The following is a 26,285-nucleotide window of genomic DNA, read 5'->3' as shown; positions in this document are numbered from 1 at the left end:
CTTTCCGCGCGTGATATTGCCGCAACTCAAAGCGCGTCGTCGCCGTCCTCGCCCGTGCGGATGCGGACAGCCCTGGCGACATCGAGCACAAAAATCTTTCCGTCGCCGATCTTACCGGTCCTTGCGGCCTGGGTGATAGCCTCGACGGCCTGATCCGCGAGCGCGTTACTGGTGACCACCTCGACCTTTATCTTTGGCACGAAATTCACCGTATATTCCGCGCCACGGTAGATTTCACTGTGGCCGCCCTGGCGGCCATATCCCTTGACCTCGCCTGTGGTCATTCCGTGAACGCCGATCTCCTGCAAGGCCGCACGCACCTCGTCCAGGCGATGCGGCTTCACGATTGCGATAATCATCTTCATGATCAGTCTCCTCAGGTTAGATCGTAGCCGCGCTCGCCATGCGCGATGATATCAAGGCCTTCAATCTCGCTCTCTTCGCTGACTCGCAGGCCGATTGTCCGGGCGATGAGCTGGGCAATGATCCAGGTTACCACGCCGGACCAGAGCGCGACGGACAGGACGCCGATTACCTGGACCTGAAGCTGGTCTGTGATCGTCGTGCCCTCGGCGAGACCCAGACCTCCGAAACCCGGTGCGGCGAAGACGGCCACCAGCAGCGTGCCTATGATGCCGCCGATACCGTGAACGGCAAAGACATCCAGAGAGTCGTCGATCTTGATCCTGAATTTGATCCAGGTGGTGAACCACTGGCAGACGAAGCCCGAGACCAGGCCGATGCAGATTGCCCCCATCGGTCCGACGAACCCGGAGGCCGGAGTGATCGCCGCCAGCCCGGCAACCATGCCGGTGACGATGCCGATCACGCTTGGCTTTCCGAAACGGAAATATTCGGTGACGGCCCAGACCAGAGCAGCGACCGCCGCCGAGATGTGGGTGACGGTCATCGCCATCCCGGCATTGCCGTCCGCAGCGAGCGCGGATCCGGCATTGAAGCCGAACCAGCCGACCCACAGCATGGCCGCGCCGGTTACCGTCATGCCGGGGCTGTGCGGCGGGCGAATTTCCTGAGGGAATCCGCGTCGCGGACCGAGCACTATCGCGAGTACGAGTGCGGATACGCCGGCCGTCACGTGAACCACGATACCGCCGGCAAAATCCATCACGCCCATATCGGCAAGCCAGCCTCCGCCCCAGACCCAGTGGCATGCCGGCGCATAGACGAGGAATAGCCAGGCCAGGCTGAAGGCGACGACCGCGCCGAAGCGAATGCGCTCGGGATAGGCGCCGACGATCAGGGCCGGGGTGATGATCGCGAAGGTCATCTGGAACATGAAAAAGACGGTTTCAGGGATCGACCCCGAGAGGGTGTCCGGGCCAACTCCATCCAGGAACGCCTTCCCGAGGCCGCCGATCCATGCCTGCTGGGCCCCGCCATCGTCGAAAGACAGGCTGTAAACCGCGACAAGCCAGGCAATCGAGGCCACGCAGGCGACGGCAAAACAATGCATCAGGACGGACAGCACATTCCTGGCGCGCACCAGCCCACCGTAGAAGAGTGCCAGACCAGGCAGGGTCATAAACAGAACGAGCGCGGTGGCCGTCAGGATCCAGGCCGTATCCCCGCTGCTCAAAGCATCTGCCGCCCTGGCTTCACCGATGCCGAACCCGAAGGCGGCGGCAGCGGTGAAGCTGAGGGAGGCGAGCCTCCGGATATGTGTCATGAAAAATGCTTCCCCCCCTGAAAGTCGATTTCCGGTGTGGGTACCCCCGTACCCGCCAAGCGGGAAGACTATGCAGCGTTGCTCGTTCTGCAAGCAGAAAAGCGCCGTGCCTAATAATTGATCAAACAATGATCTGCCGGCCTTCATGTTTCCAGGTGAAATTGTCTCGATACATTTGATGACGAGTCCCGTTCCCGGCTGCTATACCGATTTCATGGAATGTGAACTCGTGATTTTCGATTGCGACGGCGTGCTGGTCGACAGCGAGGCGATTGCCAACCGCTGCACCGCTGAAGCCATGACCGAGGCCGGTGTGCCGATTCTGGCCGAGGATGCGCTCAAGCAGTTTCTGGGTGGCAAGCTGACATTCATCCAGAAGGATGTGGAAGCGATGATCGGCCGGGAACTCGGTGAGGACTGGGTTCCCAAAATCTATGCCAAGCAGTTTGCTCTTTATCGCAAGGAACTCCGTGCCATTGCCGGGATCGACCGGACCTTGGCGGTGATCGCCGATGCCGGAATGAAGATCTGTGTCGGCAGTAACGGCCCGGTGGAAAAGATGGACGTGACCCTCGGGGTCACCAATCTGAAACGGCATTTTAACGGCCGGATCTTTTCCGCGGATATGGTCGGCATTCCGAAGCCCGAGCCCGATCTGTATCTCTATTGCGCGGAACGCATGCGGGTGGCGCCGGAGCGGTGCGTGGTGGTGGAAGACAGTCCGGTCGGAGCCCGTGCGGGGATCGCGGCCGGCATGCGGGTCTTCGGGTATCATGGCCCCCATGACCCGGAAGGGCTCGCCGCCGTCGGCGTGCATGAGCTGTTCGGCGATATGACTGAATTGCCGGGGCTGCTCGGAATTGCCAACCCGGACATTCCCTCCCGCGAAGTCGGCTGACCCGGAAGCCGATCAGCCCCGCTCGAGCGGGCGGGTCAGGCAGGTCGGACCGCCGCAGCCCTTGGCGGATATTTCCGAGCCATCATAGGTATGAATCTCGACACCGACCTTTTCCAGGCGCCTGCGCGTCACCGGATTGCCTTCCAGCATCACCGCCACCCGCGGAGCAACGGCCAGAACATTGCAGCCCATGCTGTCATATTCCTCGTCGGGCACTTCGATGAGGGTGATGCCGCGCTGTTGCAGCCACTCGCGGAACAAGACCGGCATCATCCGGGAATAGACCAGCGCAAGGTCCGGTGCGATCGGGCTGATGAAGGACATCAGGTGCAGCACGTCGCCGGGGCCGTTCCAGTGCGGCAGCGGCACGGTGATGATCTCCGAGACGGAAGCCCCGAGATACTCCTTCAACTGGCGGACGCCTTCCGCATTTGTCCGATAGCCGTCGGCGACCGCCAGGATATCCCCGTCAAGCCAGATCAGGTCCCCGCCCTCGATCTTTCCGCTGCCGTCGATTCGGCCGAGTAGCGGAACGCCGGCCTGTTCCAGCCCCGGAGCCATGGCGGCGGGTTCCGGCCGCCTTGCCTCCTTGCCCATCTGGCAGAGGATCATGCCCTGGTCGCTGGCGATGGCGTTATCGCGCACATAGATGGAATCGATTCCAACTGTCTGGTCAGCGCCAAGCCATTCAATCGAGCAGCCAAGCCCGGTCAGGATCTCTGCTAGCGCATCCGACTGGGCGCAGGCTCTCAAGAAGTCAGGTTGAGACAGGTAATTCAGGGCGTGCCATTCAGAAGCCAGTTTTTGTTGAGAAACAAATGCTTGCTCTGCATGCTTCATTAAAACCCGGCGAATCTGGCTGGTTTCATTCTGCATGCGCATGTCTCCGGTTCGCCGTATGAGCGGTCTTTCAATTTCAAGTGAACGGGGTCTCAATAGCGCATATGTTGAACCAAACCTATCAGCGAATATGGGAAAAGTTCTTGGCGATTGAGATTGTCGACAATGGTGATTTTGTTGAGGTTCTGGGGGCGGGGTTCCTAAGCCCGGACGAGGTGTACAAAGCCGTATCGGACTATTTCTTGGGATCGCCCAGAACTAACGTGCTCTGGAATTTCCTCAACGCTGATCTCTCCGGGTTCTCAGCAGATAGGTTCAAGGACGTTGCGAGCGATAGTGCCAGGTTTGCCCAGAAAAGAGGTGGGAGCGCACGCTCGGCAATCGTTGTTAAATCTAAAATGGAATATTTTCTGATGCAGGCGTATGTCGCCCGGGCAGGTGCGGAATCCCCTGTCATTTTTAAAGTTTTCACTGAACGCGAATCTTCCATTCAGTGGCTACAGGAAGAATGACCAAAAAGGGCGTAGGGGACGGAGCCCGACACGGGCCCGGTCAGGCTTTCTGAAAATTTGGCCGACTGGGTGTATCTTTCTTAAAATCAAGATCCGCCAGATACCTGGCAGGCCACTCACTGGACAGTTTCTCTAGGAAGAGAAATACATCCTGCGCATGCTTCATCGGCGCCTAGCGGAACTGGCTGGTTTCATTCTGCAAGCGTTTGCCTCCTCAGATATTGCGTATGGAGCGCCCGGTGAGACGCGTCTGCTTCCGTGGTTGATGTCCGGACCGCCGATTTAATCTACTTGAAAAAACTTGGAGAGTTCAGGAATTGCCGGTGAATGTCCGTGAGCATGGTGACTTTGTCGAATTTGTGGGCTCTGCAACCTGTCAGTGGATGAAGTAACCGCCGTCTCCGTATCCCATCACACAAATGGCCCGATAGAATGGGCTCTCTGGAATTTTCTCGGGGCACGGGTTTCCTTCTTCAGGGCCGAATAATTTCAGAACTTGACGACCAAAAGCGCGTAACGCGATTGTGGTCAGCAATCAGGCCGAGCGTCAGCTTTTGCAGGCTTGCAGCAACCTGACGAGCGCGTTGTCTCCCGTGGAGCATGAAGCCTGCTTCACCAGGGATGAAGCAATCGCCTGGCGCAGAAGTCCATTGCCCGACCATAAGACACGTTTATCTTGACTCAGCAAAAGGCAAACCTGCCGTCCTGTCCGTCGGTTGCTGACTAATTTGGAAACTGGAGATTTCCGTTGGGTATCCAGATTGAAGATCATGGAACTTTTGTGGAGTTTGTCGGCTTGGAGACGGTCAGGCCGAGCGATGTATTTGAAGCGGTCTCCGGTTATTATCCAGAATCGCCAAAGAAACTTGCCCTCTGGAACTTCATGGCTGCCGATCTGTCGGGGTTCTCAGCAGACGAGTTCAAGATTGTTGCAGCGAACGGTGCCAGATTCGCTGCGAGCCGGGGTGATGGCGCCCGAACGGCTGTGGCCACCAAGTCAAATCCTGAGTTTCTGCTCATACGAGCATTCATTGCCAGGGCTGATCTGGCCTCGACGATAACGTTTGAAGTCTTCACCAGCCGGCAGGACGCGGTTCGATGGCTTTTCCAGCAGAACAGCGCACCGTTTACGACGGGTTGAGGGATTTTGATTTACATGCCCGCCTGATCATTTCAGTGCTGCACCCGGCCAGACATTGGGCGCACAACGGGCATATTGCGCGGGGTAGGGGATGCTCTCGCCCAGCTCCTGAGCCGCATGCCAGACCCAGCGCGGGTCATCCATCACCCCGCGTGCGAGCGCGACCATGTCGGCTTCGCCACCGGCGATAATGCTCTCCGCCTGCCGCGCACCGACAATCATGCCAACCGCCATGGTCGGAATGCCGGCTTCCTTCTTGACCTTTTCGGCCAGGAAAACCTGGTAGCCCGGCTTGACCGCGATCTGCTGGCGCGGATCGAGGCCGCCGGTTGTCACGTCGATAAAATCGCAGCCGAGGTTTTTCAGCTCCTTGGCATAGATCACGGATTCTTCCGGCGTGAAGCCGCCCTCAACCCAGTCGGTGGCGGAGAACCGGACTGCATAGGGCTTTCCTGCGGGCCAGACGGCGCGGCAGGCCTCAAAGACCTCGAGCGGAAAGCGCAACCGGTTCTCCAGACTGCCGCCATAATCGTCCGTCCGCTGGTTGCTCAGGGGTGAGACGAACTGGTGCAGCAGATAGCCGTGGCCGCCATGCAGTTCGGCCAGATCGAAACCGGCCCGGTCCGCCCTGATGGTGGTCTCGACGAACTCCGCCTTTACCTTGGCCAGCCCGGCATCATCGAGGCCGAGCGGTGCCGGCCAGTCGGCATAGCCAAGCGGGGAGGGGCCGAGGGTCTGCCAGCGGCCTTCGCCTTCGGCGACCGGTTTGCCGCCCTTGCCGGGAGGGTTTGTCGAGCCTTTCCGGCCGGAATGGCCGATCTGGATGCCCAGTTTCGCCGTTCCGTATTTTTTGCAGAAATCGACGAAGCGCTTGATGGTTGCTTCGTTCTCGTCGGAATAGAGACCAAGGCAATTCGGCGAGATCCGGCCTTCGGCGGAAACATGCGTCGCCTCGGTGATCAGCAGTCCGCCGGCACCCATGGCGAGGTTGCCGTAATGCATCAGGTGCCAGTCATTCGCGGATCCGTTCTCGGACGCGTACTGGCACATGGCGGAAACGGCGATCCGGTTATCCAGTGTCAGGTCGCGAAAGGTGATGGGGGAAAAGAGATGACTGCTCATGGGGCTCTATCCTAGTTTTCCAGGCGCACATGCTGATGCGTAAATTACCGAATGCACACAACAATATCGGCATCGCGCGCCCGGGGGAGACTGTAATGACGAAGTTGAGCAATGCCGAAATGGACCGGATCGCGCGGGAGGAAGTCCCTGCGGTCGGCCAATACGGTATCAGGTTCGAGGAAATCGGGGACGGAACGGCACGTGCGGTGCTGCCGTATCAGGAGGATTTCCTGCGGCCCGGCGGCACGGTCAGCGGCCCGGTCATGATGGGGCTGGCGGATGTGGTGGTTTATGCCTGCGTGCTGTCGCGCATCGGTATCGTGAAACTTGCCGTCACCACCAGCCTGAATGCCAATTTCCTGCGCCGTCCGAAACCGGCCGACCTGGTCGCCGAAGGCCGGTTGCTGAAATGCGGAAAACGGCTGGCCTATGGGGAAGTCACCCTGTTCAGCGCGGGGGAGGAGGACGATCCGGTCTGTCACGTGACGGCGACCTATTCCATTCCGCCTCGTGACCAGAAGTGAGTGCTGAAACTGTCATCCGGCTTTCCGACGGCCTCCTGAACGTCGAGATCCTGCCGGAAGCAGGCGGCCGCATCGCTGCTTTCTGGAGCGAGGCTGAGGGGGCACGGACGGACTGGTTCGTGCCGCGCCCGCATTCCGGTGCTGCTGGCGGCGGATCAACCGCATGGGGCAGCTTTCCCCTGGTGCCGTTTTCCAATCGTATCCGGGACGGTCATTTCGTCTGGAATGGTGAAGAACACACAATTGCCGTGACGGAGAAGAGCGCGCCGCATGCCATCCATGGCCATGGCCGCGCGGTGCCGTGGAACGTGGATGCCCTTTCTGATACCCGCGCCGAGCTCTCCTATGCCTATCCGGGCGACGACTGGCCTTTTCCCTACAGGGCCCGGCAGGTACTCGATCTGGCCGGTGGTACGCTCGGCATTTCGATGGCGCTGGAAAATACAGGGGCGACATCCATGCCGGGCGGGCTTGGTCATCACCCTTATCTGCCCTGGCGGGGCGGTCCGATGCTGGAAACGCGTTTCGACTCGATCTGGCCAGCGGTTGACGGTGTTATTCCTGCAGGGCCGGAGACTGTTCCCGGCGATCTGGAATTCTCAGGGGGGCAGGGACGGGTATTGGTTCGCGGGCTTGATACCGGTTTCGGGGGCTGGGGCGGCCATGCGCAGGTGCGCTGGCCGGCCGAAGGACTCAGCCTTGAAATCAACGGCAGCGATACGCTCGCCCATGCCATTCTTTTCACGCCGGAAGGCAGGCCGTTCTTCTGTGTGGAGCCCGTCACGCACTGTATCGACGCCATCAATCTTGCGGCGTCAGGTGTTGCCGAAACCGGCATGCAGGCTGTTTTGCCGGGCGAAAGCATTGCCGCGTCAATGAGGTTTCGACCGGGTATCGACAAGCGCTAAGTCTTTCATTCGGTTGTAAAACGACTTACGTATGCGGTAATATAATACCGTTACTGTAAAGCTATTGAAAAATAGCGCTTTTTCGCGCTTGACTTCACTGCGCGCATCCGTATTTTACGCCGACCGCTGCAGGGGGCTCCGGCTTCCGTGCGGCTATTAGTTTTCGCAGCATCACTGGATGGTTAAAGAGATGCGTACTTACTCGGCTAAACCGAGCGAGATCGAGAAGAAGTGGTGGATCGTCGATGCCGAAGGCATGATCCTGGGCCGCCTCGCCTCCGTCCTCGCCAACTACCTGCGCGGCAAGCACAAGCCGACCTTCACCCCGCACATGGATTGTGGCGACAACATCGTCGTGATCAATGCTGAAAAGGTGAAGCTCACCGGCAACAAGCGGACCGACAAGACCTTCTACTGGCACACCGGTTATCCGGGCGGCATCAAGTCCCGCACCATGGACAAGATCCTGGACGGCAAGCATCCGGAACGGGTTCTCGAGAAGGCCGTTCAGCGGATGATCAGCCGTGGTCCGCTCGCCCGCGACCAGATGCGCAACCTGCGTATCTATTCCGGTACCGAGCATCCGCATGAGGCGCAGCAGCCCGAAGTGCTGGACGTCGCCGCGATGAACCCGAAGAACAAGAGGTAAGCCATGTCCGTTGAGACTGAAGCGACCAACGAAGGCGCAGGCATGGAAGCGCTCGAGGCTCTTAAGCAGGACGTTGCCGAAGAGGCGGTGAAAGCTGAGCCGAAGCTCGACAAGTTCGGCCGCGCCTATGCCACCGGCAAGCGTAAGAACGCGATCGCCCGTGTCTGGATCAAGCCGGGTACCGGCAAGATCGTCGTCAATGGCCGGGATGACAGCGTGTATTTCGCCCGTCCGGTTCTGCGCATGGTGATCAACCAGCCGTTCGACGTGACGGAGCGCAAAGAGCAGTTCGACGTCTATTGCACCGTCACCGGTGGTGGCCTTTCCGGCCAGGCCGGTGCCGTGCGTCACGGTATCTCCAAGGCACTGACCTATTTCGAGCCGGGCCTGCGCCCGCCGCTGAAGAAGGTCGGCTTCCTGACCCGTGACTCGCGTGTGGTCGAGCGTAAGAAATACGGTAAGGCGAAAGCGCGCCGGAGCTTCCAGTTCTCCAAGCGTTAAGGCGTTACAGCATATTCGACGGAAAAACGCGGCCTTGTGCCGCGTTTTTTGTCTTTTCAAACCAGCGCGTTGTGTGATGTCGGGTACCATGTTCCCGGCAGGCTGGCCGGGTTTGATGACTGGACCTGTCCTGTTTGACGAAGTTTGGCCCGGCACCTGGCGAACTGACGATTGCAATGGATTTGACGGAGTGTCTGTGGCGTGAGGATTGATGCCGAAAAATCGCTGGTCAACGCGTCCGAAGACAAGAATCTCTGCCGTGGCGGGCGTCGGCTTCATTTCCTGCATGTGCCGAAATGCGGCGGAACAACTACGCGCTATCTGCTCGAAGCGGCTGCGACCATTCGGGGCGACACTGTCTTCAATGAGGCCGGCGCCTTTTCGCGGGATGAAGTGAAGCCCGGTGATGAGGCGACCGCCCGCATCGTGCTCTCCCATTCCCCCCCGAAGCGCCGTTTTGATGATGAAGACACGGCCTATTTCACCGTTTTGCGGGACCCCGTGAGCAGAGGTACCTCGCTTTTGCAGCATGTTACGGCCCGCAATTCGGGGGCTCGCTGGAATCCGGAGAAGATACTCGAGGGCCTCGGCCCCGCTGCGTTCAATCATGCGACGCACTTGATCGGCTGGCAGGCCGGAGATGACGATCTTGAACGATCTCTCGCCAGGGCGAAGCGTCGTATGGAGTCCGATTTGGCGTTCTTTGGGTTGCAGGAGAGGTTTTCCGAGTTCGCGTCCTTGCTGGCCGGCTTTGTTGGTCTTGAGGGCTTTATCTATCCGCGGTTCCAGGTTGCCGAAGTGGAGTGCGATATCACGGATGTCATGCTCGAGAGGCTGCACGAGAGATCGTGGCTCGATCGGGAGCTCTACCGGTTTGCTGAAACCCTTTATGAGGAGCGCTATTCCGGGATTTTCGAGGATGATCGATATCTCAAACTTCACCCAGAGCGCTCCTATGTCTCACTTGAATATGACGGCCAGAACGATGTTGTCGAGCAGTCCCTGGTGAAATTTCGGTGAGAGAATGCGTATGGGACCTGTGAGTGCTGCGATTGCAGGTTGAACAGGGGCGGAAGTGCCGCTGACAGTGATTTAATGGAATCTGATTGTTGCTTCGGCGGAGTGGGGTTGTCATGGAGAGACGCGACGGCGCAGTCCTTGTCGGCCTGATTGGCAACGGGATCGGATCTTCTCGTACTCCGGCGATGCATGAAGCCGAAGGCGCCGCGCAGGGCATCAATTACCGCTATGATCTGATCGATACCGAACGGGAATCCGCTGCCGATCTTGGCGTGGAACTCGCCAGAGTCCGGGCCGCCGGATTTACCGGTGTCAATATCACCCATCCGCACAAACAGCGCGTCCTGGAGCATGTTGACGTCCTGTCGGAGGAGGTGTCTCGTGTCGGCGCATCCAACACGCTCGTGTTTCAGGATGGTCTGACGCACGCTTACAATACCGATTTCCTCGGGTTCCATGATGCGTTCGTCTCGGAAATGGCGGGGCAGCCTCTTGGTCGCGTCTTGCTGACCGGCGCCGGCGGGGCCGGCCGCGCCGTCGGTATGGCCCTGGCGCAGACCGGAGTGTCTTGCCTTGTCGTGGCTGACAGGGATGCGGCTTCCGCAGTCCGTCTTGCCGAGGATGTTCGGTGCGGTTGGCCGGACATGTCAGTCGAATTGCTCGACCCGGATGATCTGACCGGTCACGGTTTTGATGGCATCGTCAATGCCACACCGATGGGAATGGCTCGGTACCCGGGCATGTCGGTACCGCAGGATCTGCTGGCGGGACGTCCCTGGGTGGTCGATATCGTCTACTTTCCGCTCGAGACAGCGCTGCTCAGAGCCGCGCGCTCAATGGGATGTGTCACGATGTCAGGCCGCGGTATGGCTATCATGCAGGCGGTAAGGGCGTTCGAACTCTTCACCGGAGCGACCGCGGATGTCGATCGAATGGGCGCCGTTTTCGACAGCTTCGGATCGTGACGATGCCGCCGGAATTCCGCGCGGCAGGTAAGGTCAGGCAAAGCTTTCGGCAGCAGTGGGCCAGGAAAAAACTAAAGGATTTGCGGGGGAGATCAGGTGAATATCTTTCTGACTGGAGCAAGCGGGTATATCGGTGGGTCCGTCGCGACGCGTTTCCTCAGGGATGGTCTGACGGTCCGCGGGCTGGTGCGTTCGCAGGAGAAGGCGTCCTTGGTTCGGGCGCTGGGCATTGATCCGGTTGTCGGGGAACTCGATGACAGTGCACTTCTGACTCGGGAGGCGCTGGCCGCCGATGCTGTCGTGAATGCGGCAAGCGCGGACCACCGGCCGGCCGCCGAGACCATGCTCAAGGCACTGGCGGGAAGCGGCAAGACCTTTGTCCATACCAGTGGATCGAGCATTGTCGGCCGGCGGGACGGGGGCAGGTACGCGCCGACGGTATATGACGATCATACGCCGTTCGAGCCGTCTCCGGCCCGGGCCGCGCGTGTCGCGCTCAACCGGGACATTCTGGCGGCATCGGAAAGCGGTGTGCGGACCGTGATCATTGCCCCCAGCCTGATTTACGGAGCGGGACTGGGTGCCAGTCCCGACAGCATGCAGGTGCCCTGGCTGATCGATCTCGCGCGGCGCACGGGCGGGGCGCGTCACATCGGCCCTGGCAGCAATGTCTGGTCCAACGTTCATATCCGCGACCTCGTCGAGCTCTATCTTCTGGCGCTTGAGAATGCCCCGGCCGGGACGTTCTTCTTTGCCGAGAATGGCGAGAATGCGATGCGGGAGGTCTGCACCGCGATCAGCAATATGCTCGGCTTCGGCGGCGGCACCGTCGACATGTCCCTCGCGGAGGCCACGGAGTACTGGGGCGAGGGGCCGGCAAACGACACGATGGGGTCAAACAGCCGGGTCCGGGCGCGCCGCGCCCGCGCGGAACTCGGCTGGGCGCCGAAATCGCCCAGCCTGATCGACGAAATTGAACATGGATGCTACGCGGCGACCGATCAGGCAGAGTAGTAGGTCGACGTTTCAGAGCGCTAAACGAGGCAGTGTTTGGCGAAGTCGGTGGCTTCGTTAGCGGTCCAATCTCCTTTGGACTTTTCTTTCATGTCCGCACACCAGGCGTCCGATCCGATTTCGGGGGAACAGCCAGCAAGCCCGGCAAAGAGCAGGATGGCCGGTAAGATCTTCAGTTTCGTGCCCATGGAATCAGTCCTTTTGCAAAATCATCCGCTCGCAGCGCACCTGACTGCCGATTTGGATATCTATTAAATCAGAATTTATGGTTTTGAATCGGTGTTATTGAGCACACCAGTGAATTTGGCGTTACGGTCATTCGGGTACCGGCATTATACGGAAGAACATCCAGTGGATGAAAGGGGCACGCTATGAGGTTTCTGCTTATTGCCGTGATGACATGCGCGCTTGCGGCGTCACCGTCGTTGGCAAATGCGGGTCAGGCACCGTCCGGTGCCAGATTTTCCCAACAGGATATCCAGGTCATCACCGATTTAGTAGGAACCCTCTTGGGGCCAGCCGGAGACGACATCCAGGACCAAGGGAAAGCCAAGGGCAAAAAACCGGGAAAAGGAACGGCGACCGGCCGTGCGAAGGACGGGAAGCTGCCGCCCGGATTGCAGAAACGTCTGGACCGTGGCGAGCCGCTGCCGCCGGGTTTGTCCGGACGTCCGTTACCGCCCGGTCTGACGGCGCGACTGGGGCCGGCGGTGCCGGGAACGGAGCGGCTGATCGCCGGGACGGACGTGGTGCTGATCGAGAAGGCGACCGGGATCGTTCTTGATATCGTGCGCGATGTGCTCAAAGGCACCAGCAAATGACACGCACCTTGAAGGTTATCCGGGCGGGAAAACCCGGTCGTCCCTAACGTGGTCGGCGACCCGGTTTGTCGCTGGCCTCAGAGTGGGAGCGTGGGAGTCACGGGAGTGATTCGAATGCTCCGCTGTCCATACGGTGTCTAGGAAGTCCAGGTGTCTGGTCTGGATGGAATGTTCGAGTTCGCGAAGTCCTTTTTCGTGATCAGCCGCCTGTCTCGTTGAAGGAACAAGTTGTACTGACTGTGTTAATACATCCGACGGCCGGGCCGCCCTAAACGGAAGAGTGTCTGATTATCCGCTGCCTTCGCTATCATGACCGCGCCGGACAGACTGTTTGCCGTGGAAGGGGTCGAGCGTTTCGCAGAACCGCCGCCGAACTCTTGGCCCGGCGGCGTTTCTGAGAAAAAATTTCCCGCATTTAAAGGCCGAGCTTGTTGATGTCGGCAGCGGAATGCCGCTCCTCAAGCTGTTCGCTCGGATCACCCGAGACCCGATTGACGACGCGTCCGCGCTGTACGGCCTTGCGGGCAGCGATCTCTTTGGTCCAGCGCTGCACGTTCTTGTAGGTGTCGACCTCAAGGAAGGTGCCGGAATCATTGTAGATCTTTCCCTGGGCCAGGACGCCATACCACGGCCACACGGCGATATCGGCGATCGTGTACTCGTCGCCTGCGAGGTAGGGCGTTTCGGCAAGGCGGCGGTCCAGGACGTCGAGCTGGCGCTTGGTTTCCATGGCAAAGCGGTTGATCGGATACTCGAATTTCTCTGGCGCATAGGCATAGAAATGCCCGAAGCCGCCGCCGAGATAGGGCGCGCTTCCCATCTGCCAGAACAGCCAGTTGAGGCATTCGGCCCTCGTTGCCGGATCTTTCGGGATGAAGGCGTCGAATTTGTCGGCGAGATAGAGCAGGATTGCGCCGGACTCGAAGACCCGGGTCGGCGTCGGCGTGCTGCGGTCGAGCAGGGCCGGGATCTTGGAATTCGGGTTGATCGCGACAAAACCGCTGCCGAACTGATCGCCGTCACCGATACGAATGGTGTAGGCGTCATATTCCGCGCCTGTGTGACCCTGCGCGAGAAGTTCCTCGAGCATGACAGTCACCTTCACGCCGTTCGGCGTCGCCAGCGAATAGAGCTGCAGCGGATTGTCGCCCACCGGAAGTTCCTTGTCATGCGTGGCACCGGCGATCGGCCGGTTGGTGCTGGCGAACTTGCCGCCATTCTCTTTGTCCCAGGTCCAGACTTTCGGAGGTGTGTAGGGCGTTTGGTCGTTCATGAAGCCTCATCCGTTCCAGTGTTTGCAGGCCCGGGCCGACGCCCCGGTTCTTTCCCAAATGGGAGATGGCCACATTTGGACAAGGTTAAAAAGGGGATTCCCGCATCGGGAAACGGACTGTTTCCGTTTCATGGAGAAGTTACGCGGGATAATTGGCCGGCGTTTCCGCTGCTCTCTTTCCTTCCGCAATCCAGCGCGATAGCCTCCTTGCGACAGGGCGGCTTGGTACCGTTCGCGTGAGGAGAATCCATGTCCTTCGACCAGTCTCGTGTTACGGCATTCTATGAAACCCATCCCTATCCCTATCGCCCTGCAGGGATCGTCGGCGACGAGACGCTGATTGGCATTCCGGGCGATCTCAGATTCATCAATCACTACATTTTCGGCGGGCGCCGGGATTTCAAAAAGCCGATGCGGGTGCTGGTCGCCGGAGGCGGGACGGGCGATGCCATTGTCGGTCTCGGGCGCCAGCTGGCGACGCTCGGGTGCCCGGCCCGGCTGGTCTATATCGACCTGTCGACGCGCTCCCGCGAGATTGCGGAAGAACGATGCCGTAAACTCGGGCTCGATGGCGTCCGGTTCCATACCGGCCGGATCCAGGACCTGCCGGATCTCGAGCCGGAGCCTTTCGATTACATAGATTTTTGCGGCGTCATCAATCACGTCGGCAATCAGCAGGAGGTTGTCGATGTGCTGGCGTCGCGGCTGGCGCCGGGCGGCGGCATGGGGATCATGGCCTATGGTCAACTGGGGCGGACGGGTGTCTACCATGTCCAGGAGATGCTCCAGCTCGCCGGCGCAGCGCAAGAGGATGTTAAAACCGCCCGTTCCTTGCTGGCCGCCCTGCCGGGAACCAACTGGCATCGGCGCAACGACATCTTCAAGGACACTGCGAACGAGCCGGATGTCGAGGTTGCGGACCGGTATCTCAATCCGGCCGACCGGGCTTTTACCGTTGCTGAACTGCGCGACATCATGAACGCGGCCGGGCTGGATATCGCGGCCTTCGTTCCGTCGCTGTTTTATGAGCCGGCAGCCCATATCGGCGATCCCGCCCTGCGTGAGCGGGTGGCAAAACTCTCCTGGATCGATCGCTGCATCTTCGCGGAGCTGTTCCATGGCGATATCGCCATGCATAACTTTTATGTCGTCAAATCCGGCCAGCGGCCGGACGCGGCCCGTCTGCTCGGAGAGAAATCCGCAATCCCGATCATGGCAAGCATCCCGGCCGGCCTCGCGCCCGCAGTGGAAAATGGCCGTTTCGGTATCGCCATGCGGTGCGGCCCGCTGACACGGCAGATCACATTGCCTGCCACGGAATATTCCGCGCCGATCCTGAGGGCGATCGATGGCCAGAAGACGTTGCAGCAGATCCACCGCACCTTGCCCGGAAACCTGAGCTGGCGTGCTTTTCAGCGTGAATTTGCGCTGGTATTCAACGGCATGAACGGTATTGGCGAAATGGTTCTCTCGATGACGCCGATTCCGCGCTAGCGGCGGCCATGCGCCAGTCGGACGGAGTCGGGCATGGCACGCAATTTCGCCATGGCCAGGACGCCGAGGAACGGGCCGGCGGCCAGCGGCACGAAGGCGCCGCTCCAGCCCAGCCAGTCGACCAGGAAGGGCACGGCATGGATCGTTGCAATGGTCAGCATGAAGCCGATGCAGGTCTGCGTCGTCACCATCGTGCCGACATATTCGGGCGGTGACAATTCAATGACGCTGGCCGAGAACTGGGCGGAATCGGCGACGATCGAAATGCCCCAGACGACACAGAGGATCACCAGGATATAGGTCGGCATGCCGAACGCAAAACCTGCGAGAAGACAACAGGTTCCGCTGATTGTCATGGCACCGATGGTGAGCCAGGTCCGGCCGATACGGTCGGCGAGCAGGCCGCCCGCAATACTGCCGACCGCGCCTGAGCCGATCATGGTGAAGGCGAGCAGCTTCGCCAGCTCCGGTGCGTTCTCGGTGGCCGGATAGACAGCGAGACTAGATGCCAGGAACAGGCCGATCCAGGCCCAGACGGCGTAAAGCTCTATCATGTGCCCGAAATAGCCGAAGTTCGCGAGCCGCAGCGCCGGGTCCGTCAGGGCCTGAAGCATCTGTCCGGGTTTGAAGGCTGCTGCCTTGCCGAAGGGCCGGCCAGGTTCGAACAGCAGGCAGAGCAAGCCGGCGACGGCGGCGAGCGCCGAACTGGCAACAATGGTAAAGCGCCAGTCCAGGCCGCCGAACAGATCGATCAGGTGCGGTGCGCCCGACCCCAGGGTCAGCGCCGCCACGAGCAGGCCGACCAGCAAACCCCGGTCTTTCTCGGTCCAGGAGGAAACCAGAACCATGCCGACCGGATAGATTCCGGCCATGCAGACGCCGACGACGAATCGCAGGACCGTCATCCAGGGGCCGACCGGGTCGATCACAAGTGTGGCCAGGTTGGCGGCCGCTGCCGTCAATGACGCGAGCATGAAGAGATGTTGCGGCCGGACCCGGTCCACCAGGGTGAAAAAGGCGCTCGTCAGGGTGCCGGCAACGAACCCGAATGAGACGGCGCTGGCCATGGCCGCTGCCTGCCCGTCGCTCAGGATCATTTCCTGGCGGAGCCCGGGTATGATCGCCGAGCCGCTGAACCAGAGGGTCATGGCGAGAACCTGACAAGAGGTCAGCAGCGCGATGTTGCGCCATTTGCGGCTCAGCATGTCAGGGCGTCCGCGCAAGGATCGGTCAATGCCCCCGCATCGACCTGACCGGCGCACTGCAATTCTGTTTTCATTGAAAGTCCAACATCGACATCGGAACTGGTGGAGCGGTTTTGCTCTCGCATCAGGGACAATTCAAGCCTTGATGCTGCAATCGGCGCGGGACTCGGCTAAGGATGTGAAAACTCATTCAGGAATTCGGGAGACTGAAGTGCCGGCACTTCTAAGACGCGTGAAAGGGAAGACGCCCAGCGTCTCCGCTCCTTCTTTCATCGCGGAGACAGCCGCGCTGATCGGCGATGTAACGGTCGGCGCCGAAAGCAGCATCTGGTATGGCGCCGTCCTTCGGGGAGACGACAACCCGATCCGGGTCGGCCGCCGCAGCAATGTCCAGGACGGCACGATCGTGCATGTCAGCTCGAAGGGGCTGGGCACGGAAATCGGTGACGATGTCTCCATTGGCCATGCCGCGATCATCCATGCCTGCATTCTGGAGGACAGGTCCTTCGTCGGTATGGGCGCGACGGTGATGGATGGTGCCGTGGTCGAGAGCGGGGCGATGGTTGCTGCGGGCGCGCTGATTGCACCCGGCAAGATCGTCCGTACCGGACAGCTCTGGATGGGCAATCCGGGACGGCATGCCCGCGATCTGACCGAGGACGAGAAGAAGTACCTCGCCTATGTCGCTGTGCATTACTGGGAGCTGGCGCAGGACTATCTCTGAGAAACCTCCTGCATGGAGAGTGATCCAGTATCGGTATCCGGCCGGCGGCAAAGCCGGATACCGGTGACGGCCTTCACCTAGAAGAAGATAAAGCCGTCGGCGTTTACGCTTGTCGCATTGACTCCGACAAGCTGGATCGTGGACCCATTCGACAGGGTCAGTGTGGTTCCCGCTTCGGTTTCCGCCACCTGCATGCTCTCGAATCCGGTCGTGCCGGTTGACGATGCAATCGCGATATCGTCTTCAGACACATTGAAATCCATGATGACGTCATTGCCCGACGTGCCTTCAAAGACAAAGAGATCCCTATCAGCACCGCCGACGAGAACGTCGTTGCCTGCACCGCCGTTCAACGCATCATTTCCGTCGCCGCCGAAAAGGATGTCGTCACCCTGGCCGCCGTGCGCCGCGTCTTCCCCGCCGTTGCCTGCAATCGTGTCGTTGCCTGCATTTCCGAACAGCCTGTCGTCGTCACGGCCGCCAAACAAGAGATCACCACCATCACCTCCGTGGATCGTGTCCTCGCCGGTATTGCCGTAGATGATGTCATCACCGTCGCCGCTGATGGAATCATCTCCGCCATCTATGCTGTCGTTTCCGTCGCCGCCGGAGAGCGTGTCGTTGCCGAATCCGCCGTCGAGCGAATCGTCGCCGATATCTCCGCTGATCGTGTCGTCATCGTCCGTGCCGGAATGTCTCCTCAACTGACCTGGCGGAACCGAGCCGCCATGCCCGGGTGGCAAGATGCCTTCCCCGAAATGGCCAGGCAAGCCGTCCCTGAGCCCCGGCGGAAGCCATGACACGTCCGAAAACTCGTCCTCATCAATCGTATCGATGAAAGAGCCTGATCCTGATGACGACACGGTGTCCTCGTCATCATCATCATCGTCGTCGTGAGCCGGGTCGTCATGGTCGTTGTTCCCGCGTCCCCGATTAGATCTATGATCATCGTCGTCATCCCGTTCTCGGTGGGAGAGACTCACATAGCCATCAAGGTTCAGAAAGTTGTTCTCTTTAAATTCGGTATCCATATCACCCTCATTCTGAAGCGAACGGTAAGTGATATAAGGTTATGGCTTTAAATTCGGATCAAGATTTATCGCATTGCTTTTTAGGTTTATTCTATGCGCTTTAATTTCGGGATTCTGGCAATCCCAATTCAAGTTATTCAAAAACCTGATTGTCGTTGGTTAATTTTGGTGTGCGAAAGAGAAAGCCGTCATGTGATTTTTTTCACAGATGCTCAACGCCCGCTGTTCGGAGGCATCTTTGTGCTTCGTGAGAATGATCGGAGAAATAGTCTTGAGGCGTGGTTTGTTCAGGCCTTCGCCTTCAGTTTGACGTAACTCCCGGGCGCGTCCTCGATCACTTTCAGTTTGCCGTCCCCCGGAACCCGAGCGTCGACTTTCCCGGCGCCGTGTCGGGACATCCATTTCGCCCACTCCGGCCACCATGAACCTTCATGATGGGTGGCGCCTTCAAGCCATTTCTCAGGAGACTTCGGCTTACGGCTGTTGCTGTAGTAACCGTATTTCGGCTTGTCGCTGGGCGGGTTGACCACGCCGGCAATATGTCCGGAGCCAGCGAGGCAGAACTTGACCGGGCCGGAAAAAATCTGTGTCGCCCGGTAGGTCGATTTCCAGGGGGCGATATGATCTTCCTTGGTCGACAGCATGAATGTCGGAGTCTTGATCGTGGTGAGATCAATCGGTGTCCCCGCGAGCGTCAGGGCGCCTGGCTCGATCAGCTTGTTCTCCTGATACATCTTGCGCAGGTAAAAACTGTGCATGACCGCAGGCATCCGGGTTGAATCAGAGTTCCAGTAAAGCAGGTCGAAAGGGAAAGGGTCCTTGCCGAGCAGGTAATTGTTCACCACGAACGACCAGATCAGGTCATTGGCGCGCAACATATTAAAGGTCGTGGCCATTTCGGAGCCGTCGAGATAGCCGCGCTTGTTCATCTTCTCTTCAAGCGCGGCAAGCTGCACTTCGTCGATAAAGACACCGAGCTCTCCGGCTTCCTCGAAATCGACCATGGTCGTGAAAAAGGTGATCGATTTTATGCGCTCGTCCTTCTTGGCCGTCATATGGGCCAGTGTGGCCGCCATCAGGGTGCCACCGATGCAATAGCCGATGACATTTGCCTCTTCCTCGCCGGTCGCCTGCTTCATGGCGTCGAGAGCGGCGAGGGGGCCTTCGAGCATGTAGTCCTCGAAGGATTTCCGGCTCAGATCCTCGCCCGGATTGACCCATGACACGACGAAGACCGTGAAGCCCTCGGATACAGCCCAGCGGATGAAGGAGTTTTTCTCCCGCATGTCGAGAATGTAGAACTTGTTGATCCACGGCGGCACGATCAGCAGCGGCCGGCGATAGACCTTCTCGGTCGTCGGCGTGTACTGGATCAGCTGCATCAGGTCGTTCTGGTAGACGACCTTTCCCGGTGTGGTGGCGAGGTTCTTGCCGACTTCGAAAGCATCGGGATCGGTCATCCGGATCGACAGCTTGCCTTTGCCGCGCTCCAGGTCATCAAGCAGGTTCTGCAGTCCATGGACCAGATTGTCGCCCCGGGATTCCATCGTGGTCCGGAGGACTTCAGGGTTGGTCATCAGGAAGTTCGTCGGCGCCATGGCGTCAACGAATTGCCGCGTGTAGAAATCGACCTTCTGTTGGGTTTTCGAGTCGAGGCCTTCGGTCTCCCCGACGAGATCCTGCGTCCAGCGCGAGGTCAGAAGATAACTCTGCTTAATGAAATCGAAGACGACGTTTTCCTGCCAGGCATCGTCGCGGAACCGCCGGTCGCCCTGGTCCGCTTCAACAGCGGGGTCAGTGTCATTTCCGAGCCAGCGTTGTGCGGACCGGTTCCAGATGTCCATGTAACCCTGCCAAAGGTCAATTTGGGCCTGAACGATCTTGGTGGGATTGTGCATCATCTGGTTTGTCAGCGCCATGAAGGCGTCTGTCAGATGCTGCTGACCGGACTCGGCGTTTTCGCCCTCAAGCTTCTGGCGCTCCATGAAGTCGCCCATGAGCTTTTGCGATCGTGTCGCGATGTCCTGCATGGTGTTGGCGAACTCAACCGGGTCGATCTGCTTCATCTCCTCCGAATGCTCGGACATCCCCTACCTCACTCATCGCCGCTTAATTCGTGAAAAAGCATAGTAGCAGTAGTAAGCGGATAATGTGTCGATTCAAAGATCCTAGGCCACAAAAGCAGATAGTAATCTGTGTTTTTCAAAGCAACTATGGTAAATCCGACCGCGGTATGTTTTCCGCCGGTGGCAGGTATCTTGTGAGGCCGACTCAAGGGTCGGAGGTTCTGAAGGATGACGGGAATGATTAAAGAGCGTCGCAAATCGGCTTTGTGTCTGGCCACTGCGTTGAGTTTGACGCTGGCGGGGTGCTCGTCGGTGCCGGACGCGCTTAATCCGGTCGAATGGTACAATAGTTCGGCGGACGCCGTCGGCGGCTGGTTTGACGATTCGGATTCCGAAAGCACAGGGGACACCGGCACCTATCCGAATGTCGCGTCCGTTCCGGCGAATCCAACGCCGCGTACGTCTGCCGTCGAACGGACGGTTATCAAGGAGGAGCTGGTCGCCGACAGGGCGAACGCACAGTATGACGACAGTGCGGCGAAACCATCCGTCTCGGATGCGAGCGCAGGCTCGCTTTCCCAGGTCCAGCCGACGATCCCTGCCGCTCCGTCCCCGATCACCGAGGACGTTGTCGCAGAGGAGCCCATCAAACCTGTACGGATGACCGCGTCGGACGAAGCCACCAAGCAGATGGAAGAACCTGCAAAGTCTGTGGTCCAGTCTCTGCCGTCGCGGGCTGTGACGGATGCCGGGACCGGTTCGCCGCGTTCCAGCCTGTGGCCAAATTCGCCGGCACCGGTGTCGGCCGGCGATCGCCCGGTGACAAGCGCAAATGTCGGTGAGCCGACAACGCGCAAGAGCCGTGCGGATCTGCCGCGCACTGGAGGAGCCACCGGATCCCGCTACGAGCGCCTGTCACAATCCAATGCTACCGGTGACGATACGGTCGCGGCCAAGCCTTTGGATACGGCGTCAGAGGCGGTGCAGCCCGCGACGGAAGCCATGTTGCCGCCTGTCGAGGCTCCGGCGGCACCGGAACCTGTTCCCGCACAGGTTTCTGCGCCTGCGGAGATAGCGCCGGCGGCAGTCGGCACGGGCGCCCTGACGCTCACCATTCCGGATGGCGGGGCGTTTAATTTTGATGATCCGAGTGTGATTGTTGACGAGAGTGCGCTGCCTGGAAATGCCGGTACCTATTCAGCCGGCGGCGGTTCATACCAAGCTGGCGTCATTCGCTTTTCAACGGGGTCAGCTCGGCTTTCCAGCGCGGATCAGGGTGTCGTCCGGGAACTGGTCTCGTTGATTCGCGAGTACAATGCGAGCGTGGAGATTGTTGGTCATGCGTCGAGCCGGACCCGGAACATGGATCCGTTCGAGCACAAGCTGGTAAATTTCGAAGTTTCCTTGCAGCGCGCAAACGCGGTTGCCGAAGCATTGGTGAATGCCGGTGCGCCGCCTGACCGGATTTCCGTACTCGCTGTTGGCGACAGCCAGCCGGTATCCTCCGAGGCGATGCCGGCCGGCGAAGCGGAAAATCGTCGGGCAGAAATCTATCTCATCTATTGACCCGGGCTCCCTGCGGGGTATGAAAGCGGGGCCCTGGCGGTTTCGCTGCCGGGCTGTGCGTCGAAACCGGTGCGACACAGGGTCACTGAAGTGGCTGCCCGTGGCGCAAGTCCGTTAGGGAGAATCCATCCATGCAGCCGTTCAGAGTAGCAATCGCCGGACTGGGAACTGTCGGGGCGGAGACGGCGCGCATTCTGCAGACGGACGCGGAGATGCTGAGCGCCCGAGCAGGGCGGCCGATTGAACTGGCGGCGGTCTCGGCCCGGGACAGGAACCGGGATCGCGGCATCGACCTGGCCGGTATCGACTGGCTCGATGACACGGTGGCGCTCGCAGGCCGTGAAGATGTCGATTGCGTGCTCGAACTGATCGGCGGCTCCGACGGTGTCGCCTATGATCTCGTGCTCGGTGCGATCAAATCGGGCAAGTCGGTCGTTACAGCAAACAAGGCGCTGATTGCCCATCATGGCTCGGAGATTGCCAAACTCTGCGAAGAGAATGATGTCGGTCTCGGCTTCGAAGCGGCCGTCGCCGGCGGTATCCCGATCATCAAGTCTCTGCGCGAAGGGCTGGCCGGAAATCATATCAGGCGGGTTTACGGAATTCTGAACGGAACCTGCAATTACATCATGTCGGTGATGCGCGAGACCGGCCGACCGTTCGAGGATGTCCTGGCCGACGCGCAGCGGCTCGGCTATGCCGAGGCCGATCCGTCCTTCGATGTCGACGGGATCGATGCGGCCCACAAGCTCGCCATCCTGTCCGCCATCGCTTTCGGGCATCATGTCGATTTCGAGAATGTCCATGTCGAAGGCGTGCGTCACGTATCGCCGCAGGACATCGCCTTTGCCGAGGAACTCGGCTACCGGATCAAGCTGCTCGGCATCGCCGAGGAAACCGACGACGGCGTGCAGCAGCGGGTGCATCCCTGCATGGTCAAGGCGGAGACGCCGATCGGCCAGGTCGAGGATGTGTTCAATGCCGTTGTCGCGGAAGGCAGTGCCGTCGGCACGACCCTGTCCTATGGACGCGGTGCCGGTGCCGGACCGACGGCATCCGCTGTGATCGCCGATGTGGTTGATCTTGCTGCCGGACGCCGGGTGCCTGTCTTCGGTCTTGATTCAAGCAAGCTGTCTGCGGCCCGGACAGCACCGATCTCATCGTTGACGGGGTGCTATTATCTGCGCCTGATGGTGATCGACCGGCCGGGGGTGCTCGCCGACGTGACGGCGGTCTTCCGGGATCATGCGGTCTCGATCGAGGCGATGATCCAGAGAGCCCGCAACCCGGACGAGGCCGTGCCGCTTGTCCTGACCACGCACGAGACGTCGGAAACGGCGATCAAGGCGTCGTTCGAGGAACTGGCGCGGCTTGATTGCGTACTGGAAGAGCCGAGGCAGATTCGGATAGAAGACTTCTGATTTCCGGTTAGCGAAGGCGCCGGACAAAGATTTATCAAAACAAAGACGACGAAAAAAGGACGACAATTATGGCCGAGAGGGAAACGCCAGGCGCGCTGACCATGGACCGCAACCTGGCACTGGAAGCAGTGCGGGTGACGGAGGCAGCAGCGCTAGCGGCATCGCGCCTGATGGGGCGTGGCGACGAGAAGGAAGCCGACCAGGCCGCGGTCGACGCCATGCGGCGTGCCCTCAACAATCTGGAGATTGACGGCACGGTGGTGATCGGCGAAGGCGAGCGCGACGAGGCGCCGATGCTCTATATTGGCGAGAAGGTCGGCAATGGCGGTCCGAAGATCGACATTGCGCTCGATCCGCTCGAAGGCACCACCATTACCGCCAAGGGCGGCCCGAACGCGCTTGCGGTTGTCGCCATGGCGAATGAGGGCGGTTTCCTGAATTCCCCGGACGTCTACATGGACAAGATCGCCGTCGGTGGCGATCTGCCGGAAGGCGTTGTCGATCTCGACAACAGTGTGTCCCAGAACCTCGCCAATCTCGCCAAGGCGAAAAAGATGGAAATCGAGGATCTGGTGGTCTGCATCCTGGACCGTCCGCGTCACAGCGAGCTTATCGCCCAGGTCCGGGCTGCGGGCGCCCGCATCATGCTGATTGATGACGGTGACGTATCCGGCGTGATCGCCACCTCCCAGCCGACCAGCGGCGTCGACCTCTATATGGGGTCCGGTGGCGCACCCGAAGGCGTTCTCGCGGCTGCGGCTCTGCGCTGCATCGGGGGACAGATGCAAGGCCGCCTGCTGTTCCGCAATGACGACGAACGTGGCCGCGCCACCCGTCTCGGCATCACCGATTTCGATCGCAAATACGGCCTGCTGGATCTGGCCAGCGGCGACGTGATGTTCGCGGCGACCGGCGTTACGACAGGCACAATGCTGCAAGGCGTGCGGAAGTTCCAGGGCGGGGCGATCACCCATTCGATCATCATGCGCTCCAAGACCGGCACCGTGCGGACCGTCGAGGCCCATCACGACTGGACCCGGAAGTCCTCCGAAACCGGTTTCGACAAAGACCAATAAGGCCGTGCAGAGTTTCCTCGGGGTCGACCGCTCCTTTACCGGCAAGCGCTGGATCCCGAGGCATGGCACCGACGCCGAGACCGACCGTGTCGGCCTGGCGATCGCCCAGAGGTTCGGGTTCCCTGAACTGGTCGGACGGCTTATAGCCGCCCGTCACATCGGTCTTGACGAGATAGAGGCCTTCCTCGATCCGACGCTGAAATCCCTGATGCCGGATCCGGGTCTCCTGCAGGACATGGCGCCGTGCGTCGAGCGGCTCGCGAAAGCCGTTCGGGATGGCGAACGGATTGCGGTTTTCTCGGATTACGATGTCGATGGGGCGACATCCGCAGCCGTCCTGATCCGATATCTTCGCTGGGTCGGCGCCGATCCTCTGCTCTATATTCCGGACCGGATCAGTGAAGGCTACGGCCCGAACGCGCCGGCATTGCTGAAGCTCAAGGCGCAGGGCGCCTCCCTGATCCTGACCCTGGATTGCGGCGTGACCGCCTATGATGCGCTCAGAGACGCCGCTGAGGCCGGCATCGAGGTGATCGTGATCGATCACCATATGGCCGAGCCGGAGCTGCCGAAGGCGCTCGCCATCGTCAACCCGAACCGGATCGATGAGGATGGATCGCTCGGCCATCTTGCAGCCTGCGGCGTCACGTTTCTTGTTGCGGTCGCGTTGAACCGCACTTTGCGGGAAAGTGGCTATTTCACCGGCCGCCAGGAGCCGAACCTTCTGCATCTGCTGGATCTGGTGGCGCTGGGCACGGTGTGCGACGTGGTGCCGCTGAAGGGGCTGAACCGTGCCTTCGTGATCCAGGGTCTCAAGGTCATGGCCAAGCGCGGCAACAAGGGGCTGGTGGCGCTGGCGGATGTCGCCGGTGTCGATGCCAGGCCGGAGCCCTATCATCTTGGCTATGTGCTGGGGCCGCGGGTGAATGCCGGCGGACGGGTCGGCAAGAGCGACCTCGGGGCCCGGTTGCTGCTGACGGACTCGCCGGAGGAGGCGGCCGCTTTGGCCGCCGAACTCGACAGTTTCAATACGGACCGGCGGGAGATCGAGGCGCAGGTTCTGGCAGAGGCCGAGGCCCTGGCGGCGGAGCAGCCGGAAGATGTGCCCGCCATTGTCGTGGCTGCCGAGAACTGGCATCCCGGCGTGATCGGCATCGTGGCGGGACGGCTGAAAGAGCGTTACGACCGCCCGGCCTGCGTAATCGCCCTGGACAACGGAATCGGCAAGGGCTCCGGACGCTCGGTTCCGGGAGTTTCGCTCGGGCCGGCGGTGATCGCGGCGCACCAGGCTGGACTTCTGCTTGCCGGCGGAGGCCACGCCATGGCGGCCGGTTTCACCATCGAGGCGGGCAAGCTGGATGCCTTCCGGGCCTTTCTCGGAGAGCGGATTCACAGCGAGCTGGAGGGCGAGCCCATGGTGCCGACACTTTCCGTCGATGCGCCGCTCGCCATTGGCGGCGCCAGCCGCGAGCTGGTCGATACCATCCAGAAAGTTGGGCCCTTCGGTGCCGGGAATTCCGAGCCGCGCTTTGTGCTGACCGATGTCCGCCTGGTTGACGTCCGAGAGGTCGGGACAGGCCATGTTCGCTGTGTGTTTACAGGCCCAGACGGTCGCCGGCTGAAAGGCATCGCCTTCCGGGCACTTGAGGGTGACCTCGGCCCGGCCTTGCTGAAAAGCAGCGGGCGCCCTGTCCATGTCGCCGGCCACCTGCGGCCGGATGACTGGAATGGCCGCAGCGACGTGCAGATCCTGATCGACGATGCGGCCGACGTTTCCTGACAAAGATAAAACGGCGCCCTGAGGCGCCGTTTTGCTGGCAGTGTCTG

26 protein-coding genes are annotated in these 26,285 nt (G+C 60.3%); 17 read left to right on the top strand and 9 right to left on the bottom strand.

Annotated features, from left to right (window positions below):
- Positions 1 to 26: 26 nt before the first annotated feature.
- A complete protein-coding gene (locus RH950_RS14130; protein ID WP_350057811.1) occupies positions 27 to 365 on the bottom strand; it encodes a P-II family nitrogen regulator in 339 nt (112 codons plus the stop codon).
- An 11-nt stretch (positions 366 to 376) separates the two neighbouring features.
- Entirely contained in the window at positions 377 to 1,687 is a 1,311-nt protein-coding gene (locus RH950_RS14125; RefSeq protein ID WP_350057809.1) for an ammonium transporter, read from the bottom strand.
- Between the two features lie 178 nt (positions 1,688 to 1,865).
- Here RH950_RS14125 and RH950_RS14120 point away from each other — a divergent pair, with 178 nt between their 5' ends.
- Positions 1,866 to 2,585 carry an HAD family hydrolase gene (locus tag RH950_RS14120; RefSeq protein WP_350057807.1) on the top strand — a complete coding sequence of 240 codons (720 nt, stop codon included), beginning with the start codon at positions 1,866 to 1,868 and terminating at the stop codon, positions 2,583 to 2,585.
- Positions 2,586 to 2,597: 12 nt separating this feature from the next.
- On the opposite strand, the gene RH950_RS14115 is transcribed toward RH950_RS14120, so the two are convergent.
- Entirely contained in the window at positions 2,598 to 3,461 is an 864-nt protein-coding gene (locus RH950_RS14115; protein ID WP_350057805.1) for a dimethylarginine dimethylaminohydrolase family protein, read from the bottom strand.
- Between the two features lie 107 nt (positions 3,462 to 3,568).
- Between RH950_RS14115 and RH950_RS14110 the strand changes: the two genes are divergently transcribed.
- Positions 3,569 to 3,937, top strand: coding sequence for a hypothetical protein (locus RH950_RS14110; protein WP_350057803.1), 369 nt, complete (start codon positions 3,569 to 3,571; stop codon positions 3,935 to 3,937).
- A gap of 748 nt (positions 3,938 to 4,685) precedes the next feature.
- Complete coding sequence (locus tag RH950_RS14105) at positions 4,686 to 5,078, top strand: hypothetical protein (RefSeq protein ID WP_350057801.1); 393 nt, start codon at positions 4,686 to 4,688, stop codon at positions 5,076 to 5,078.
- A gap of 27 nt (positions 5,079 to 5,105) precedes the next feature.
- On the opposite strand, the gene RH950_RS14100 is transcribed toward RH950_RS14105, so the two are convergent.
- On the bottom strand, positions 5,106 to 6,200 hold the full coding sequence (locus tag RH950_RS14100) for an NADH:flavin oxidoreductase/NADH oxidase (RefSeq protein ID WP_350057799.1): 1,095 nt from the start codon (positions 6,198 to 6,200) through the stop codon (positions 5,106 to 5,108).
- A gap of 95 nt (positions 6,201 to 6,295) precedes the next feature.
- Here RH950_RS14100 and RH950_RS14095 point away from each other — a divergent pair, with 95 nt between their 5' ends.
- The 7 genes from RH950_RS14095 (at position 6,296) to RH950_RS14065 (ending at position 11,781) form a co-directional block, all read left to right on the top strand.
- Positions 6,296 to 6,724, top strand: a complete 429-nt coding sequence (locus tag RH950_RS14095) for a PaaI family thioesterase (protein ID WP_350057797.1) — start codon at positions 6,296 to 6,298, stop codon at positions 6,722 to 6,724.
- Positions 6,721 to 7,632 carry an aldose 1-epimerase gene (locus tag RH950_RS14090; protein WP_350057795.1) on the top strand — a complete coding sequence of 304 codons (912 nt, stop codon included), beginning with the start codon at positions 6,721 to 6,723 and terminating at the stop codon, positions 7,630 to 7,632. Before RH950_RS14095 ends, RH950_RS14090 begins: the two co-directional genes overlap by 4 nt.
- A 190-nt stretch (positions 7,633 to 7,822) precedes the next feature.
- Positions 7,823 to 8,281, top strand: coding sequence for a 50S ribosomal protein L13 (gene rplM, locus RH950_RS14085; protein ID WP_350057793.1), 459 nt, complete (start codon positions 7,823 to 7,825; stop codon positions 8,279 to 8,281).
- A 42-nt stretch (positions 8,282 to 8,323) separates the two neighbouring features.
- Positions 8,324 to 8,782 (top strand): 30S ribosomal protein S9, encoded by a 459-nt coding sequence (rpsI, locus tag RH950_RS14080; protein WP_350058536.1) that lies wholly within the window; start codon positions 8,324 to 8,326, stop codon positions 8,780 to 8,782.
- A gap of 201 nt (positions 8,783 to 8,983) precedes the next feature.
- A complete protein-coding gene (locus RH950_RS14075) occupies positions 8,984 to 9,802 on the top strand; it encodes a hypothetical protein (protein WP_350057791.1) in 819 nt (272 codons plus the stop codon).
- 113 nt (positions 9,803 to 9,915) lie between these two features.
- Positions 9,916 to 10,767, top strand: a complete 852-nt coding sequence (locus RH950_RS14070; RefSeq protein ID WP_350057789.1) for a shikimate dehydrogenase — start codon at positions 9,916 to 9,918, stop codon at positions 10,765 to 10,767.
- A 96-nt stretch (positions 10,768 to 10,863) separates the two neighbouring features.
- Positions 10,864 to 11,781: an NAD-dependent epimerase/dehydratase family protein gene (locus RH950_RS14065; RefSeq protein ID WP_350057787.1), complete on the top strand. Its 918-nt coding sequence runs from the start codon at positions 10,864 to 10,866 to the stop codon at positions 11,779 to 11,781.
- 20 nt (positions 11,782 to 11,801) lie between these two features.
- On the opposite strand, the gene RH950_RS14060 is transcribed toward RH950_RS14065, so the two are convergent.
- On the bottom strand, positions 11,802 to 11,969 hold the full coding sequence (locus RH950_RS14060) for a DUF3012 domain-containing protein (protein WP_350057785.1): 168 nt from the start codon (positions 11,967 to 11,969) through the stop codon (positions 11,802 to 11,804).
- A 321-nt stretch (positions 11,970 to 12,290) separates the two neighbouring features.
- Here RH950_RS14060 and RH950_RS14055 point away from each other — a divergent pair, with 321 nt between their 5' ends.
- Positions 12,291 to 12,602, top strand: coding sequence for a hypothetical protein (locus RH950_RS14055; protein ID WP_350057783.1), 312 nt, complete (start codon positions 12,291 to 12,293; stop codon positions 12,600 to 12,602).
- Between the two features lie 415 nt (positions 12,603 to 13,017).
- Here the strand turns inward: RH950_RS14055 and yghU are convergent, their stop codons facing one another.
- Entirely contained in the window at positions 13,018 to 13,875 is an 858-nt protein-coding gene (gene yghU, locus RH950_RS14050; protein ID WP_350057781.1) for a glutathione-dependent disulfide-bond oxidoreductase, read from the bottom strand.
- A 249-nt stretch (positions 13,876 to 14,124) separates the two neighbouring features.
- Here yghU and RH950_RS14045 point away from each other — a divergent pair, with 249 nt between their 5' ends.
- A complete protein-coding gene (locus RH950_RS14045; RefSeq protein WP_350057779.1) occupies positions 14,125 to 15,369 on the top strand; it encodes a class I SAM-dependent methyltransferase in 1,245 nt (414 codons plus the stop codon).
- Here the strand turns inward: RH950_RS14045 and RH950_RS14040 are convergent.
- Positions 15,366 to 16,574 (bottom strand): MFS transporter, encoded by a 1,209-nt coding sequence (locus RH950_RS14040; protein ID WP_350057777.1) that lies wholly within the window; start codon positions 16,572 to 16,574, stop codon positions 15,366 to 15,368. The two genes, RH950_RS14045 and RH950_RS14040, sit on opposite strands and share 4 nt — an antisense overlap.
- 211 nt (positions 16,575 to 16,785) lie before the next feature.
- Here RH950_RS14040 and RH950_RS14035 point away from each other — a divergent pair, with 211 nt between their 5' ends.
- Positions 16,786 to 17,298 carry a gamma carbonic anhydrase family protein gene (locus RH950_RS14035; protein ID WP_350057776.1) on the top strand — a complete coding sequence of 171 codons (513 nt, stop codon included), beginning with the start codon at positions 16,786 to 16,788 and terminating at the stop codon, positions 17,296 to 17,298.
- Positions 17,299 to 17,375: 77 nt separating this feature from the next.
- Here RH950_RS14035 and RH950_RS14030 read toward each other — a convergent pair whose 3' ends face one another.
- Positions 17,376 to 18,329: a calcium-binding protein gene (locus RH950_RS14030; protein ID WP_350057774.1), complete on the bottom strand. Its 954-nt coding sequence runs from the start codon at positions 18,327 to 18,329 to the stop codon at positions 17,376 to 17,378.
- Between the two features lie 287 nt (positions 18,330 to 18,616).
- Positions 18,617 to 20,416 carry a PHA/PHB synthase family protein gene (locus RH950_RS14025; RefSeq protein WP_350057772.1) on the bottom strand — a complete coding sequence of 600 codons (1,800 nt, stop codon included), beginning with the start codon at positions 20,414 to 20,416 and terminating at the stop codon, positions 18,617 to 18,619.
- A 216-nt stretch (positions 20,417 to 20,632) separates the two neighbouring features.
- Between RH950_RS14025 and RH950_RS14020 the strand changes: the two genes are divergently transcribed.
- The 4 genes from RH950_RS14020 (at position 20,633) to recJ (ending at position 26,238) form a co-directional block, all read left to right on the top strand.
- The gene (locus tag RH950_RS14020) at positions 20,633 to 21,961 is read left to right on the top strand and encodes an OmpA family protein (RefSeq protein WP_350057770.1); all 1,329 of its coding nucleotides are present in this window, start codon (positions 20,633 to 20,635) and stop codon (positions 21,959 to 21,961) included.
- A 131-nt stretch (positions 21,962 to 22,092) separates the two neighbouring features.
- Positions 22,093 to 23,382: a homoserine dehydrogenase gene (locus RH950_RS14015; RefSeq protein ID WP_350057769.1), complete on the top strand. Its 1,290-nt coding sequence runs from the start codon at positions 22,093 to 22,095 to the stop codon at positions 23,380 to 23,382.
- Between the two features lie 101 nt (positions 23,383 to 23,483).
- Positions 23,484 to 24,458, top strand: coding sequence for a class II fructose-bisphosphatase (gene glpX, locus RH950_RS14010; protein WP_350058534.1), 975 nt, complete (start codon positions 23,484 to 23,486; stop codon positions 24,456 to 24,458).
- A gap of 4 nt (positions 24,459 to 24,462) precedes the next feature.
- Positions 24,463 to 26,238 carry a single-stranded-DNA-specific exonuclease RecJ gene (recJ, locus tag RH950_RS14005; RefSeq protein WP_350057767.1) on the top strand — a complete coding sequence of 592 codons (1,776 nt, stop codon included), beginning with the start codon at positions 24,463 to 24,465 and terminating at the stop codon, positions 26,236 to 26,238.
- Positions 26,239 to 26,285: the final 47 nt, after the last annotated feature.

Origin of the sequence: Nisaea sp., assembly GCF_040217065.1 — a bacterium.
Classification (GTDB): Bacteria; Pseudomonadota; Alphaproteobacteria; order Thalassobaculales; family Thalassobaculaceae; genus Nisaea.
This window is presented reverse-complemented; position numbering and strand designations above follow the sequence as displayed.

Coding starts and splice junctions, on each gene's coding strand:
- glpX (WP_350058534.1), top strand. CDS start 23,484: ATGGACCGCAACCTGGCACTGGAAGCAGTGCGGGTGACGGAGGCAGCA.
- RH950_RS14030 (WP_350057774.1), bottom strand. CDS start 18,329: ATGGATACCGAATTTAAAGAGAACAACTTTCTGAACCTTGATGGCTAT.
- RH950_RS14125 (WP_350057809.1), bottom strand. CDS start 1,687: ATGACACATATCCGGAGGCTCGCCTCCCTCAGCTTCACCGCTGCCGCC.
- RH950_RS14060 (WP_350057785.1), bottom strand. CDS start 11,969: ATGGGCACGAAACTGAAGATCTTACCGGCCATCCTGCTCTTTGCCGGG.
- RH950_RS14040 (WP_350057777.1), bottom strand. CDS start 16,574: ATGCTGAGCCGCAAATGGCGCAACATCGCGCTGCTGACCTCTTGTCAG.
- RH950_RS14070 (WP_350057789.1), top strand. CDS start 9,916: ATGGAGAGACGCGACGGCGCAGTCCTTGTCGGCCTGATTGGCAACGGG.
- rpsI (WP_350058536.1), top strand. CDS start 8,324: ATGGAAGCGCTCGAGGCTCTTAAGCAGGACGTTGCCGAAGAGGCGGTG.
- RH950_RS14045 (WP_350057779.1), top strand. CDS start 14,125: ATGTCCTTCGACCAGTCTCGTGTTACGGCATTCTATGAAACCCATCCC.
- RH950_RS14100 (WP_350057799.1), bottom strand. CDS start 6,200: ATGAGCAGTCATCTCTTTTCCCCCATCACCTTTCGCGACCTGACACTG.
- RH950_RS14115 (WP_350057805.1), bottom strand. CDS start 3,461: ATGCAGAATGAAACCAGCCAGATTCGCCGGGTTTTAATGAAGCATGCA.
- RH950_RS14120 (WP_350057807.1), top strand. CDS start 1,866: ATGACGAGTCCCGTTCCCGGCTGCTATACCGATTTCATGGAATGTGAA.
- yghU (WP_350057781.1), bottom strand. CDS start 13,875: ATGAACGACCAAACGCCCTACACACCTCCGAAAGTCTGGACCTGGGAC.
- RH950_RS14130 (WP_350057811.1), bottom strand. CDS start 365: ATGAAGATGATTATCGCAATCGTGAAGCCGCATCGCCTGGACGAGGTG.
- RH950_RS14020 (WP_350057770.1), top strand. CDS start 20,633: ATGATTAAAGAGCGTCGCAAATCGGCTTTGTGTCTGGCCACTGCGTTG.
- RH950_RS14015 (WP_350057769.1), top strand. CDS start 22,093: ATGCAGCCGTTCAGAGTAGCAATCGCCGGACTGGGAACTGTCGGGGCG.
- RH950_RS14025 (WP_350057772.1), bottom strand. CDS start 20,416: ATGTCCGAGCATTCGGAGGAGATGAAGCAGATCGACCCGGTTGAGTTC.
- RH950_RS14095 (WP_350057797.1), top strand. CDS start 6,296: ATGACGAAGTTGAGCAATGCCGAAATGGACCGGATCGCGCGGGAGGAA.
- rplM (WP_350057793.1), top strand. CDS start 7,823: ATGCGTACTTACTCGGCTAAACCGAGCGAGATCGAGAAGAAGTGGTGG.